14 protein-coding genes are annotated in these 13,822 nt (G+C 68.1%); 5 read left to right on the plus strand and 9 right to left on the minus strand.

What is annotated here, in order from left to right; translation table 11 throughout:
* Positions 1-97: 97 nt before the first annotated feature.
* Complete coding sequence (locus MK313_RS02750; RefSeq protein ID WP_287780017.1) at positions 98-982, plus strand: DUF1848 domain-containing protein; 885 nt, start codon at positions 98-100, stop codon at positions 980-982.
* A gap of 1 nt (position 983) precedes the next feature.
* Here MK313_RS02750 and grpE read toward each other — a convergent pair whose 3' ends face one another.
* Complete coding sequence (grpE, locus tag MK313_RS02755; protein ID WP_287780018.1) at positions 984-1,631, minus strand: nucleotide exchange factor GrpE; 648 nt, start codon at positions 1,629-1,631, stop codon at positions 984-986.
* Positions 1,632-1,676: 45 nt separating this feature from the next.
* Positions 1,677-2,717 carry a heat-inducible transcriptional repressor HrcA gene (gene hrcA, locus MK313_RS02760; protein ID WP_008943118.1) on the minus strand — a complete coding sequence of 347 codons (1,041 nt, stop codon included), beginning with the start codon at positions 2,715-2,717 and terminating at the stop codon, positions 1,677-1,679.
* A gap of 167 nt (positions 2,718-2,884) precedes the next feature.
* Between hrcA and rph the strand changes: the two genes are divergently transcribed.
* From rph to hemW, 3 genes are read left to right on the plus strand one after another with little or no spacing between them, the layout of a single operon-like run.
* Positions 2,885-3,604, plus strand: coding sequence for a ribonuclease PH (gene rph, locus MK313_RS02765; protein WP_287780019.1), 720 nt, complete (start codon positions 2,885-2,887; stop codon positions 3,602-3,604).
* Between the two features lie 3 nt (positions 3,605-3,607).
* Positions 3,608-4,219 (plus strand): RdgB/HAM1 family non-canonical purine NTP pyrophosphatase, encoded by a 612-nt coding sequence (rdgB, locus tag MK313_RS02770; RefSeq protein ID WP_287780020.1) that lies wholly within the window; start codon positions 3,608-3,610, stop codon positions 4,217-4,219.
* Between the two features lie 3 nt (positions 4,220-4,222).
* A complete protein-coding gene (gene hemW, locus MK313_RS02775) occupies positions 4,223-5,380 on the plus strand; it encodes a radical SAM family heme chaperone HemW (protein ID WP_287780021.1) in 1,158 nt (385 codons plus the stop codon).
* 18 nt (positions 5,381-5,398) lie between these two features.
* Here the strand turns inward: hemW and MK313_RS02780 are convergent, their stop codons facing one another.
* From MK313_RS02780 to rsmI, 6 genes are all read right to left on the minus strand, one after another.
* Positions 5,399-6,907 carry a YifB family Mg chelatase-like AAA ATPase gene (locus tag MK313_RS02780; protein ID WP_287780022.1) on the minus strand — a complete coding sequence of 503 codons (1,509 nt, stop codon included), beginning with the start codon at positions 6,905-6,907 and terminating at the stop codon, positions 5,399-5,401.
* 276 nt (positions 6,908-7,183) lie between these two features.
* A complete protein-coding gene (gene gshB / locus MK313_RS02785) occupies positions 7,184-8,149 on the minus strand; it encodes a glutathione synthase (protein ID WP_287780023.1) in 966 nt (321 codons plus the stop codon).
* Positions 8,150-8,219: 70 nt separating this feature from the next.
* Positions 8,220-9,053, minus strand: a complete 834-nt coding sequence (locus MK313_RS02790) for a SirB1 family protein (RefSeq protein ID WP_287780024.1) — start codon at positions 9,051-9,053, stop codon at positions 8,220-8,222.
* A gap of 3 nt (positions 9,054-9,056) precedes the next feature.
* Positions 9,057-9,794, minus strand: a complete 738-nt coding sequence (locus MK313_RS02795; RefSeq protein ID WP_287780025.1) for a BON domain-containing protein — start codon at positions 9,792-9,794, stop codon at positions 9,057-9,059.
* 106 nt (positions 9,795-9,900) lie between these two features.
* Positions 9,901-10,278: a YraN family protein gene (locus MK313_RS02800; RefSeq protein ID WP_287780026.1), complete on the minus strand. Its 378-nt coding sequence runs from the start codon at positions 10,276-10,278 to the stop codon at positions 9,901-9,903.
* Complete coding sequence (gene rsmI / locus MK313_RS02805) at positions 10,275-11,177, minus strand: 16S rRNA (cytidine(1402)-2'-O)-methyltransferase (RefSeq protein WP_287780027.1); 903 nt, start codon at positions 11,175-11,177, stop codon at positions 10,275-10,277. The genes MK313_RS02800 and rsmI overlap by 4 nt, the downstream gene beginning before the upstream one ends.
* A 30-nt stretch (positions 11,178-11,207) precedes the next feature.
* Here rsmI and MK313_RS02810 point away from each other — a divergent pair, with 30 nt between their 5' ends.
* A complete protein-coding gene (locus MK313_RS02810) occupies positions 11,208-12,611 on the plus strand; it encodes a penicillin-binding protein activator (RefSeq protein ID WP_287780028.1) in 1,404 nt (467 codons plus the stop codon).
* A 3-nt stretch (positions 12,612-12,614) separates the two neighbouring features.
* On the opposite strand, the gene MK313_RS02815 is transcribed toward MK313_RS02810, so the two are convergent.
* The gene (locus tag MK313_RS02815; protein ID WP_287780029.1) at positions 12,615-13,811 is read right to left on the minus strand and encodes an NAD(P)/FAD-dependent oxidoreductase; all 1,197 of its coding nucleotides are present in this window, start codon (positions 13,809-13,811) and stop codon (positions 12,615-12,617) included.
* Between the last annotated feature and the right edge of the window lie 11 nt (positions 13,812-13,822).

Below are 13,822 nucleotides of genomic sequence, written 5' to 3' on the forward strand. Positions count from 1 at the left end.
TGACCTGACGGAACTGCAAGGGTATATAGGCAGCGAAACTTGGTGCTGCAACGGTGAAAATCCGCCAATTCGGGCACGAAAAACGGCAAAAAGGCACATGATCGTCTCTGCGAGCTACCGAACCGACATCCCGGCCTTCCATGGCGACTGGTTCCAGATGCGCCTGCGTGCCGGCTATTGCCTGGTCGCCAGCCCCTATGGCGGAAAGCCCTACCGGGTGGCGCTGACGGCGGAGGCGGTGGACGGCTTCGTGTTCTGGACGCGCAATGCCGGCCCCTTCCTGCCAGCGCTGGAAGAGGTACAGGCGTGCGGCATGCCCTTCATCGTCCAGTACACCGCCACCGGCTATGGCCGCGCGCTGGAACGCGCCACGCTGCCGGCCGAGGGCGCCATCGCGCAGATGCGCACGCTGGCGGACGTCTATGGCAGGCGTTCGGTGGTCTGGCGCTACGACCCCATCCTGTTTGCGGGTGGAATGGATGCCGACTGGCACCGCGCCAATTTCCGCCGGATGGCCGCTGCGCTGGCCGGCACGGTGGACGAGGCGGTGGTCTCCATCCTCTCGCCCTACCGCAAGGCGGCACGCAATCTGAACCGCATGACCCAGCGCACCGGCCTTGCCTGGCAGGTGCCGGGCCCGGGCCAGTCCGCCGCCTTGCTGGCCGATCTGGCGGAGATCGCGGAAGGTTGCGGCATGCGCCTGACCCTGTGCGCCCAGCCTGACCGGCTGACGGCGGGTGTGTCGCCCGCCGCCTGTATCGATGCCGTGCGCCTGTCGGATATCGCGGGGCGGGATATCACCGCCCGCACGAAGGGCAACCGTCCGGGCTGCCTGTGCGCCGAATCGCGGGATATCGGCGCCTATGATACCTGCCCGCATGGCTGTGCCTATTGCTATGCGGTTGCCGATCACGACAAGGCGCGCAGCACCCACCGGGCGCACGACCCGGCGGCGGAGAGCCTGTCGCCGATGGGAATGTAGCTCAGGCCGAGGTATCGACGCGCCCGGCCGCCTTCGCCTCGCCCTTGGCGACGCCGACCATGGCGGCCTTCAGCAGCCGGTCATGGATGACATAGCCCGGCTGCAGCAGCTGCACGACGGTGCCGGCGGGATGGCCGCTGTTCTCCACCTCGAACATGGCCTGATGGTAGTTGTAGTCGAAGGGGTCACCCGGTTCCGGCGCCACCCGGCGCACGCCATGCTTCTCCAGCGCGGCCAGCAGGGTGCGCTCGGTCATCTCCACGCCTTCCATCAGCGCCTTCACGGCAGGCTCGTGCGCGGCCTCGGCCGGCACGGAAGAAAGGGCGCGGCGCAGATCGTCGGCCACGCCGGCCACGTCCCCGGCGAAATTGGCGATGCCGAACTTGCGGTCCTGCTCGCGGTCGCGCTCTGCACGCTTGCGCACATTCTCGGTCTCGGCGACGGCACGCAGCAGCTTGTCGCGGGTCTCCGCCAGCTCCTGGGCCAGCGCGCGGGTGGCGGCGTCGATGTCCATCGACTCCGCTTCCTCGCCGACGCCGACCTCGTCCAGCGTCTCCTGCGACTCGGTGCCAGAAGCGGTCTCGGGGGCGGTCACCTCCGGTTCCTGGGTGTCTGAGGCATCGTTCTGCGGCTTGGTATTCTGGGTCATGGCTTGCTGCTAGCTTCCGGTTCTTCGGTCTGTCGTCGGGTTCATTTACCCTATCATGCGGCCAATGATCTTGGCCGTGTAATCGACCATCGGGATGATGCGGGCGTAGTTCATGCGGGTCGGGCCGATGACGCCAATGGCGCCCAGCACCTGCTCACGGCTGTTGGCATAGGGGGCGACGATCATCGAGCAGCCGGCCAGGCCGAACAGCTCGTTCTCGGACCCGATGAAAATCTGCACCCCCTCGCCCTTGTTGGTGGCTTCCAGGAGGCGCATCAGGCTTTCCTTGGTTTCCAGCGTCTGGAACAGGGTGCGGATACGCTCCAGATCCTCCAGCGCGGTCACGTCCTCCAGCAGACGGGCCTGGCCGCGCACGATCAGGTAGCCGGCATCGTCGCCGCCGGTCCAGGTCGCCAGCCCAGCCTCCACCACCTTCTGCGACAGCGCATCCAGCTGGGCGCGGTGCTGTTCCAGCTCGTGCTGGATGAACAGCTTGGCCTCCTCGATGGTGCGGCCGTTCAGACGGGCATTCACGTAATTGCCAGCCTCCATCAGTGCCGAGGGCGGCAGGCCGGCGGGCAGCTCGATCACGCGGTTCTCGACCATGCCATTGTCGGACACCATGACGACCAGCGCCCGGTTCGGCCCCAGGCTGACGAACTCCATATGCTTCAGCCGGTCATCCTGCTTCGGCGCCATGACCAGGCCGGCGCAGTTCGCCAGGCCGGACAGGGTGGTGGTCGCCTGTTCCAGCACGTCACCGTAGGACCGGCCGAGGGCCGCGCACTTCGCCTCGATGGCGGTGCGCTCATTCTCGGTCAGCCGGCCAACCTCCAGCAGCCCGTTCACGAACATGCGCAGGCCGGCCTCGGTCGGCAGGCGGCCGGCCGAGGTGTGCGGCGCGAAGAGCAACCCGGCCTCTTCCAGGTCGGACATCACATTGCGGATCGTCGCCGGCGACAGCGCCAGATCGAGCCGGCGCGACAGGGTGCGCGAGCCGACCGGTTCGCCGGTTTCCATATAGGCATCGACGATAAGGCGGAATATCTCCCGCGACCTCTCATTCAGCTTGGTGACGGCTGACATCGGTGAAGGCGTTGAAATTCCGTACAAATCCATTTGCTTTCGGGTTGTTCGAAGCCTTCCGAATCTAGGTACGCCCTGGCACAGCGTCAATGTGTCCTCGACGCAGCGCGCGCAGGGGGCTAGCTTGCGCGCCGAAATGCGAACCAGCCATCCCCATGGAGGATACCATGCGACCTTCGGGCCGCGCGCCGGACCAGATGCGCGCCGTTACCCTGGAACCGGGCGCCAGCAAGTACGCAGAAGGCTCCTGCCTTGCCCGGTTCGGCGACACGCATGTGCTGTGCGCCGCCTCCATCGAGGACCGGGTGCCGCCCTTCCTGCGCAATACCGGCAAGGGCTGGGTGACGGCGGAATACGGCATGTTGCCGCGTTCCACCCACACCCGCACCGACCGCGAGGCGGCCAAGGGCAAGCAGAGCGGCCGCACCCAGGAAATCCAGCGGCTGATCGGCCGCTCGCTGCGCGCCATCGTCGATCTGGAAAAGCTGGGCGAGATCACCATCAAGGTCGATTGCGACGTGCTGCAGGCCGATGGCGGCACCCGTACGGCGGCGATCACCGGCGCCTATGTGGCGCTGCATCAGGCCTGCCAGCACCTGCAGAAGCTGGGCATGGTTAAGGCGCTGCCCTTCACCGATTCTGTGGGCGCCATCTCCTGCGGCATCTACAAGGGCCAGCCGGTGCTGGACCTCGACTATGCCGAGGATTCCGACTGCGATGCCGATGCCAATTTCGTGCTGACCGGCACCGGCGGCATCGTGGAGGTGCAGGGCACCGCCGAGGGCGCGCCTTTCAGCCAGGCGCAGCTGGGCGAGCTGCTGGACCTCGCCAATAAGGGCATCGGCGAGCTGGCCCTCCTGCAGCGCAAGGCGCTGGGACTGGACTGAGCCATGGCGCGCCGGTTCACCGAGGGCAAGCTGGTCATCGCCAGCCATAATCCGGGCAAGGTGCGGGAGATCGGCGATCTGCTGCGCCCCTTCTCGGTTGAGGTGGTCTCCGCTGGCGATCTCGGCATCTCCGAGCCGGAGGAGACCGGCCTGACCTTCCGCGCCAATGCCGAACTGAAGGCCCGGCATTCGGCGGAAGCCTCCGGCCTGCCGGCGCTGGCCGACGATTCCGGCCTTGCGGTCACCGCGCTGAACGGCGATCCCGGCATCTATTCGGCGCGCTGGGCCGGCCCGTCGAAGGATTTCGGTTTTGCCATGCGCAAGGTCGAGGACGCGCTGGCCGGCAAGACGGACCGGTCGGCCCGCTTCGTCTGCGCGCTGGCGCTGGCCTGGCCGGATGGCCATGTCGAGATTTTCGAGGGCACGGTCGAGGGCGACCTCGTCTGGCCGCCGCGCGGCGACAAGGGCTTCGGCTATGACCCGATGTTCCGTCCGGCGGGTCAACCCACGGGCGAAACCCTGACCTATGGCGAGATCGACCCGGATCAGAAGCACGCGACCAGCCACCGGGCGGCGGCGTTCCGGCAGCTGGTCGAGGCCTGCTTCAAGGCCTGACACATGACCGCGCCGGACAATCTGGCGGTCTATGTCCACTGGCCGTTCTGCCGGTCGAAATGCCCCTATTGCGACTTCAATTCCCATGTCTCCGCCAGCATCGATCATGCGCGCTGGCGGGCCGCCTTGCTGCGCGAGATCGACCATTATGCCGACCGCACGCCGGGACGCATTGTCACCTCGGTCTTCTTCGGTGGCGGCACGCCCTCGCTGATGGAGCCGGCGACGGCGGCGGCAGTGATCGAGCATATCGGCAAGCGCTGGCGCCTCGATAAGGGTGTGGAGATCACGCTGGAGGCCAACCCGACCTCGGTGGAGGCGGCATTGCTGGCCGGGTTCCGCAACGCCGGGGTGAACCGCGTCTCGCTGGGCGTGCAGGCGCTGAACGATGCCGACCTGAAGTTCCTGGGCCGCGAGCATTCGGCGCGCGAGGCGCTGGAAGCGGTCGATATCGCCGCCCGCCTGTTCGATCGTTTCAGTTTCGATCTGATCTATGCCCGGCCCGGCCAGACGGTGGCGGCCTGGGAGGCCGAGCTGCGCCAGGCGCTGTCCCATGCGGTCGGCCATATATCCGCCTATCAGCTGACCATCGAGGAGGGCACGCCCTTCCATCTGCGCCATGCGCGCGGTGAGTTCCGTATTCCCGACGAGGATACCGGTGCCGCCCTCTATGAGGCGACGCAAGATCTGCTGGAACAGGCCGGCCTGCCTTCCTACGAGATTTCCAACCATGCACGGCCGGGCGAGGAATCGCGGCACAACCTCGCCTATTGGCGCTATGTCGACTATGTCGGCATCGGCCCCGGCGCGCATGGCAGGCTGACCATAGACGGCGAAAAGCTGGCGACCCGCCAGCACCGCGCGCCGCAGATATGGCTGGAACGGGTGGAGCGCGACGGCAACGCGACACAGGCCGAGCTGCCGGTGTCGGTCGAGGAGCGGCTGACCGAGATGCTGATGATGGGGCTGCGCACGGTGGAAGGCGTGCCGGTGGAGCGCTTCATCCGCGAGACCGGCCAGCCGCTGGAATCGGCGCTGGATTCTACCCGCCTTGCCCGGCTGACTGAAGGTGGTTTCCTGATTACCGATGCCGCCGGCCTGCGCGCCACTGCCGAGGGCCGTCAGCGGCTTAACGCCCTGCTGCCGGCGCTGCTGGGCTGAAACTCTACCGTCCCCTTTTTACCGTCCGGGCGCAACGCGGCGGTAGCTGAGCGCCTCGGCGATCTGGATACGGCCCACCTGCTCCACCCCGGCAAGGTCAGCCAGCGTGCGGGCCACGCGCAGCACCCGGTGATAGCCGCGCGCCGACAGCTTCATGCGCTCCGCCGCCTCGGTCAGCAGCGCCTTGCCGGCGGCATCGGGTGTCGCGACCTCCTCCAGCAGCGTGCCATCGGCCTGCGCGTTCACCCTGATTTCCGTGCCGTCATAGCGCGCCCGCTGAACCGCCCGCGCCGCCGCGATGCGCGCCGCCACCTCCGCCGATCCCTCGCGCGGGCTGGGCAGCGCCAGATCGGCGGGGCTGACCGCCGGTACCTCGACATGCAGGTCGATGCGGTCGAACAGCGGGCCGGAAATCTTCGACTGGTAGTCCAGCGCACAGCGCGGCGCGCGCCCGCAGGTCAGCGACGGATCGTCGAGATGGCCGCAGCGGCAGGGATTCATCGCGGCCACCAGCTGCACCCGTGCCGGATAGGTCACATGCGCATTGGCGCGGGCGACGACGGCGCGGCCGGATTCGAGCGGTTGCCGCAGGGATTCGAGGGTGCCGCGCGCGAATTCGGGGAGTTCATCTAAAAATAACACGCCATTGTGGGCCAGACTGATCTCCCCCGGCTTCGCCCTTATGCCGCCGCCGACCAGGGCGGGCAGCGAGGCGGAATGATGCGGGTCGCGGAAGGGTCGCCGCCGTCGCATCCGCCCACCCTCCAGATGGCCGGCGATGGAATGGATCATGCTGACCTCCAGCGCCTCCGCCGGGTCGAGCGGCGGCAGCAGGCCCGGCAGGCGTTGCGCCAGCATCGACTTGCCGGAACCGGGCGGGCCGATCATCAAGAGGTTGTGGCCGCCGGCCGCCGCCACCTCCAGCGCGCGCTTCGCCGTCTCCTGCCCCTTGATGTCGCGCAGATCGGGATAGCGCTCCTCCTCCGCGGCCAGTCTGGCCTCGGGCGGAGTCAGCACCTGCGTTCCCTTGAAATGGTTGATGAGCGAGAGCAGCGTCGGCGCGGCCAGAATCTCGATGCGCCCGGCCCAGGCCGCCTCGCCGCCGCAGGCCGCCGGGCAGATCAGCCCGCGATCCTCCGCACTGGCGCCGATGGCGGCGGGCAGCACCCCGGCGACGGATGTTATGGAGCCGTCCAGCCCCAGCTCGCCCAGCACGGTGTAGCCGGCGATTTCCTCGCCCGGCAGCACGCCCATGGCGACCAGCAGCCCGACCGCGATGGGCAGGTCGAAATGGCTACCTTCCTTCAGCAGGTCGGCGGGGGCGAGGTTGACCGTGATGCGCTTGGGCGGCAGGGCCAGACCCATGGCGCCAAGGGCGGCGCGCACCCGCTCCCGGCTTTCGCCGACCGCCTTGTCCGGCAGTCCGACGATGGTGAAGGCGGGCAGGCCGGCCGCCATCTGCACCTGGACATCGACCGGCAGCACCTCGATGCCCTGGAACGCGACCGTGTTGACCCGCGCGACCATCCGCCCTCCCCGCTGCTACCTGCGATGGTATGGGGTGGACAGAGTTCGGGCCAGAAGAAAGTTTGCAGGTGTCAAATATACCCTCGCCCCGGAAGGGGAGAGGGATGTCGAGGCTTGGCGAGGAACGAGCCTAGCCGAGGCTGGGTGAGGGGAGATTGGCACTGTCCTTGGCCTTACCCCCTCACCCAGCTCCGCCTAGTTCGCTCCGCTCACAAGGCTACACAACCCTCTCCCCCAAGGGGGCGAGGGTCTTTAAATATGGCAGGAAACCAGCTTTTAAGCCGAAGCAACCCCGGTGCGGCCGGTCAGCTTGCCCTCGATGGCGTCCCAGATCTTCGCTTCCAGGCTGACGCTGTCATAGCGCCCGATCTCCTGCAGGCCGGTCGGCGAGGTGACGTTGATCTCGGTCAGGTAATCGCCGATCACGTCGATGCCGACGAACAGCAGCCCGCGCTCGCGCAGGGCCGGGCCGATGGCGGCGCAGATGTCGCGCTCGCGGCTGGTCAGCTCGCTCTTCACCGCCTGGCCGCCGGCATGCATGTTGGCGCGCGCCTCGCCCTCGGCGGGGATGCGGTTGATGGCGCCCGCCGGCTCGCCGTCGATCAGGATGATGCGCTTGTCGCCCTGGCGGATTTCCGGCAGGTAGCGCTGCACGATGACCGGCTCGCGGTAGAGCTGGGTGAAGGTTTCCAGCAGCGCAGAGAGATTCTCGTCATCCGGCTTCAGGTGAAACACGCCGGCCCCGCCATTGCCGAACAGCGGCTTCACGATGATGTCCTTGTGCTCCGCCCGGAAGGCCAGGATCTCCCGGCGGTCGGTGGTGATCAGCGTCGGCGGCATCAGCTCGGCGAAATGGGTGACGAACAGCTTTTCCGGCGCGTTGCGGACATGCACGGGGTCGTTCACCACCAGCGTCTGCGGATGCACATGCTCCAGAATGTGGGTGGTGGTGATGTAGCTCATATCGAAGGGCGGGTCCTGGCGCAGCAGCACCACATCGACGGTGGCGAGGTCGATGCTCTCCGCGTCGCCCAGCGTGGCGTGGTTGCCCTTCTCGCGCCGCACGGTCAGAGGCCGGGCGCGGGCGATGGCGCGGTTGCCCTTCAGCGACAGGTCCTGCGGCGTGTAGTGGAACAGCGCGTGGCCCCGGCGCTGGGCTTCCAGCGCCAGCACAAAGGTGCTGTCGGCGTCGATGTTGATCGGCTCGATCGGGTCCATCTGGATGGCGACGGCAAGGCTCATGGCCGGCATAACTCCCAAAGAGGAATGGTTTTGCCGGCACTATAGCGGTGCTTGTCCGGCCGCCCAAACGCTAGTTGAGACGCCCCCGCCAGGCCTGTAGCAGGGCCGCCGCCTCATGCCGCTCCTCACTGGATGGGGCCAGTTCGACGAAGCGCTCCAGCGCCTCGATGGCTGCCCCCATCCGTTCCAGCCGGGCGTTGACCAGTGCCGCCTCGCGCCACAGCGGCACATGGTCGGGCGCGAATAGCAGCATGCGGTCGATGACCGACAGCGCGCGCTCGAACGCGCCCTGCCGGACCGACCGCAGCAGGATATTGTTTTGCAGGCGTAACAGAATGTCGCGGTCGGTCACCGGTTCATAATAATCCGGCAGCAGGCCGGCATCCTGTCCGGCGATGGCGGTCAGCAGCTGGCGCAGATCGACCGCCTCCAGCATCCGCCCGCCATTGAACGGGTCAAGAATGGCGCGCCCGCCAGCGGCCTGCAGGCGGACCAGGAAATGGCCGGGAAAGTTCAGCCCCTCGGCCTGCCAGCCCTGGCTGCGCGCGGCATGGATATAGAGGATGCCGAGTGCCACCGGCAGGCCGCGCCGGCGCTCGATCACGCGCATCAGGTTGGCGTTCTGCATGTCGTCATAGGTGAGATCGTCGCCGCGATAGCCGAAGCGCTCGGCCATCACCGCGCTAAGCGTCCCGGCGCAGCCGGCGATATCGCTGTTCCGGCTGGCGGCGGTCCCGTGGAGCGCGTCCGCCAGTTCGCCCAGATGCTGGCGGTACCAGCCAAAGCCGACGCCGGGTCGGTCGAAGCTGGCCAGCGCCAGGGCGGCACCGGCAAGGTCCAGAGGCGCTGTGCCAGCCCCGGCGAGGCCGGCAAGGAGGGCGTGCGCTTCCGTGCCGTCCGCCATCGTCTATTGCAGCGGCACGCGCTGGATCGGCGCCGATTGCGTGGAAGGCGCCGGCTCGATGCGCGGCGCGGGCTCGGACTGCGCAGGGGCCGTGGCCGGCACGGGGCCGCTTTCCGGTGCGCTGGACGGCGTGCGTATCTGCGGATCACCCTTCAGCAGCACATGGTTCACGACCTTGTTGACGCCGCTGATGTTGCGGGCGTGGTTGATCACACGCTCCAGCTCCTCGCGGCTGACCGCCACGCCCATCAGATAGACGATGCTGTGGATGGTCTCGACGCTGTAGTTGATGGCGTTGATCTGGCTGTCGAACAGCAGCTTGCTACGCAGCTGCGTGCTGATCCACACATCGGTGGCATAGCTGCCGCCGCGCGAGCCTTCCTCGCCATCGACGCGGATTTCGTTGATCACCTCGCGCACGCCCTGGACCTGCCAGACCAGCCGCACGGCCTCCACCCGATCCTCCGCCTTCGGCACAATGCCGGTTAGCAGCACGCGGCCGTTGGAGACCGACAGGCCGACACGGCGCATCATCTCGATGTCCTTCTCGAACCACAGCCGGTTGATCTGCGCGCGGATGCCGGTGTCGTTGGCAGCGGTGTTCAGCCCGCCCTCCTGCTGCGCGGCAACGCCAGCGGTCGCCCCTGCGCCCACCGCGACGCCAAGCGGCGTGCAGGCGGAGAGGACCGGGACAGAAAGGGCGAAAAGCAGGGAAAGCAGCAGGAAACGAGAGCGGATCATGGAGTCTGTGGTTCCCGAATCGGCGCGTGGGACGGTGATGGGCGGCACTGTGCTTCTGAAATGTCGCAGAAAAAGGGCTGTCTTGCAGCCGGTAAGATTGTGGCAGCTATCCGTCCTCCCGCCAGGCATCCCGGATGTGGCGGGGCAGCAGTCCGCCATCCAGCAGCATGGCGTCGAAACGCAGCGCCAGCCGCTCCCCGTCCGCCTGGCGCTGGGCGAACCAGCCGAGCGCGCGCAGGATGCGCCGGCGCTGGTCCCGGCCGATGGCGTCGGCGGCGTCCTCCAGCGTTCCGCGCCGCTTCACCTCGACGGCGACCAGCGTATTGCCGCGCCGGGCGACGATGTCGATCTCGCCGACCGGGGTCCGCAGGTCGCGCGCCAGGATGCGGTAGCCCTTCAGCCGCAGCAGCCAGAGGCAGAGCGTCTCCGCCGCGATACCCCTGCGCCGTGCCTGCTGGCGATCCTGCCGGCTGCGGGGCTTCATCCTTTCTCCCCGGCGCTTTCCCCGTCTCTCTCCTGGGCGAGTTCGAGGGCGCGGGCATAGACCTGTTTGCGCGGCAGGCCGGTCTCCCCGGTCACCAGGGCGGCGGCATCGCGCGTGCTGTTGCCGGCAAGGGCGCGGCGCAGGGCCGCATCCAGCGTATCGGCGCTGGCTTCCTGTTCCGCCGGCGCGCCGACCACAATGACGATCTCGCCCTTGGGCGGGCCGGCCTCGGCGTAATGCGCGGCCAGCGCGGAGAGCGGATCGCGCCGCACCTCCTCGAACAGCTTGGTCAGTTCGCGGGCGACAGCACCGGGGCGGTCGCCCAGCACGGCCGCCATGTCGGCGAGGCTGGCGGCGAGGCGCGGCCCGGATTCGTAGAACACCAGCGTTGCCGGCACACCGACCAGTTCGCCCAGCGCGGTGCGCCGGGCGCCGGATTTCGGCGGCAGGAATCCAGCGAACAGGAAACGGTCGGTCGGCAGCCCGGCCAGCACCAGCGCCGCCAGCAGCGCCGAGGGGCCGGGGGCAGCGGTGACAGCCAGCCCGGCTTCCGCCGCGTCGCGCACCAGCTTGTAGCCGGGGTCGGAGATCAGCGGCGTGCCGGCATCGCTGACCAGCGCCACCGCCTTGCCCTGCCGCACCGCGTCCAGCAGGGTCGGGCGAACCTTATCGGCATTGTGGTCGTTATAGGCGATAAGCGGACGCTTCAGGCCGAAGGCGGACAGCAGCTTGCCGGTGACCCTGGTATCCTCGCAGGCCACCAGATCGGCGGAGGCGAGAATGTCGCGGGCACGCATGGTAAGATCGCCCAGGTTTCCGATCGGCGTGGCGACGATGTAGAGTGCCGGCGTCAGCGACGCGGCCGATGTGATTTTACGGTCGGTCTGGGAGCGCGACATGGGTTTACCGATGGCAGCTTGGAGAAACAGGTGTTTGGCCTTTCTACGCTAAAGCGTCGCGGCGTGCCGCAAAAGCATGTCACCAGCCGGGCGATTCTTCTCATCTGCGCGCTGGCCCTGCCGCTGCTGGCCGGCTGTGGCGGGTCGCGGGGCGGAGGCGGCAGCACTGAAAGCGGGCCGGTCGTTGCCACGCCCGCCCCCTCTGCGCCGGCGGTACCGCAGACCGCCACCCAGGGGCCATTGTCCACCGTTCCGGCCGCGCCGTCGCTGATCCCGCCGCCGGTCCGCGCGCCCGGCGACAAGATCAAGGTCGCCATCCTTCTGCCGCTGAGCGGCCCGGAGGCGCGCATCGGCCAGTCGCTGCTGAATGCGGCGCAGCTGGCCCTGTTCGATGTGGCCGATGCCGATTTCCAGCTGCGCCCCTATGATACGGGCGGCGATCCGATGGAGGCCGGCACGGTGGCGCAGCAGGCGCTGGCCGATGGCGCGGAAGTCATTCTGGGGCCGCTGTTTGCCGCGGCGACAACGGCGGTCGCCCCGCATGCGCATCAGGCGGGCGTGCCGGTCCTCAGCTTCTCGAATGACGAGGCGGTCGCTGACCGGGGCATCTTCGTGCTGGGCTTCCTGCCGCGCGACCAGGTGGCGCGGGTGGTGCGCTACGCCACAGCGCAGGGCATCACGCGCTTTGCCGCGCTGGCCCCTGACACGCCCTATGGCCGGACGGTCACGCGCGCGCTGCAGGACACGACGCAGGGCGCCGGCGCGGCGACTGTGCGCGCCACCCTGTACAATCCCGGCACCGGCGATTTCACCGCGATTGCCCGGCAGTTCGCCGATTACGACCAGCGCAAGCGCGCGCTGGCGGGAGAGAAGGCCAGGCTCGCCGGGCGCGACGACGAGGCCTCGAAGCGCGCACTGGCGCGGCTGGAGCGGATGGAAACGGTGGAAGAACTGCCCTATCAGGCGGTGCTGCTGCCGGATGCCGGCCAGCGGCTGCGCAGCCTGGCGCCGATGCTGGCCTATTTCGATGTCGATCACCGCAAGGTGCGGATGCTGGGCACCACCCTGTGGGAAGACCCGTCGATTGCCGGCGAGCCGACGCTGGCCGGCGGCTGGTATGCGGCCCCGGCCTCCGATGTGCGGACCAGCTTCGAGGAGCGCTATCAGCAGGCCTTCGGCAGCCGCCCGCCGCTGGTGGCCGGGCTGGCCTATGACGCCACCGCGCTGATGGCGCTGCTGTCGCGCGACCGCGACCAGCCGGATTTCAGCCTGGAAACGCTGACCTCGCCGGAAGGCTTCGCCGGGGTGAACGGCATCTTCCGGCTGAAGCCGGACGGGCTGAACGAGCGCGGCCTCGCGGTCTATGAGATCAATAATGGCCAGCGCCGCGTCATCGATCCGGCACCGCAGAGCTTCCAGCCGCTCATCAACTAGAGGTCAGACGACGTTCAGTTCCAGGATCGGTTCGTCGCGGGCGAAGCGCTCATAGCCGAACCGGGTCAGGTCGATGCTGCGGTAGCCGCCCTGCAGGATCAGCTCGGCGACGGCGCGGCCGACCGCCGGGCTTTGCTGCAGCCCATGGCCGGAGAAGCCGTTGGCGAAAACCAGGTTTGCGATCTCCGGATGGCGCCCGACGATGCCGTTCTGATCGACGATGTTGTAGTCGTAATGCCCGGCCCAGGCGCCGGTCAGCTTGATCGCCTCGAAGGCGGGTACCCGTTCGGCAAGCGACGGCCAGACCGTCTCCTCGAACAGATCGTATTCGACTTCCAGATCGTCGGAATCGGGGTCGCGGTCCTCGGGCGGAGAGACGCCGCCGATGAAGCCCTTGCCCTCCGGCCGGAAATAGACCCCGGACGGGTCGATGGTCAGCGGCGCCAGCGGCTCGATCGGCGTACGGCAGTCGAACACATAGACGAAGCGCTTCTTGGGCACGACAGGCAGGGCGATGCCGGCCAGCGCCGCCACCCGGCCGGCCTGGGCGCCGGCGGCATTCACCATCGTTCCGCAGGCGAGACGACCGCCCTCGCGCAGGGTGACGGCGGTAATCCGCCCGGCGTCGCGCTCAATGCCGGTCACCTCGTCCTTCAGATAGACCGCCCCCAGCGAGCGCGCCTTTCGCTTGAAGGCCTGCAGCAGGGTGAAGGGATCGAACCAGCCCTCGTCGCGCACTCCAAGGCAGCCGAGTGCGATGCCCTCCAGGCTGAGCCAGGGGAAGCGCCGCGCCAGCTCCGCCGGTTCCAGCAGCACCGTGCCTTCAACACCCTCGGCGCGCTGGGTGGCGTGGTTTCGCTCCAGGATCGGGCGGCCGGTCTCGCTCGCCAGGAACAGGTAGCCGCCCTCGACGAAATGGATATCGGGCCGGTCGCCCTCGACCTCCAGCAGCTCCGGCACCTGTTTCAGGAAAGTCGCGCCGAACCGGCCGATGGCGATATTCTCCGGCGTAGAGAATTGCTGGCGGATGCCGCCGGCCGACAGCGGCGTGGAAGCGCGCGCATAGGTCGGGTCGCGCTCGATCACCGTGACCCGCCCTGAAAACACCGGGTCGCTTGTCAGGAAATAGGCGATGGCGCTGCCGATGACGCCGCCGCCGACGATGACGATATCGCTGCTGTTGTGGGGATAGTCGCTCACGATGCGGCGCT

The sequence above is a fragment of the Oceanibaculum sp. genome, assembly GCF_022449305.1.
GTDB classification, from domain to species: Bacteria; Pseudomonadota; Alphaproteobacteria; order Oceanibaculales; family Oceanibaculaceae; genus Oceanibaculum; species Oceanibaculum indicum.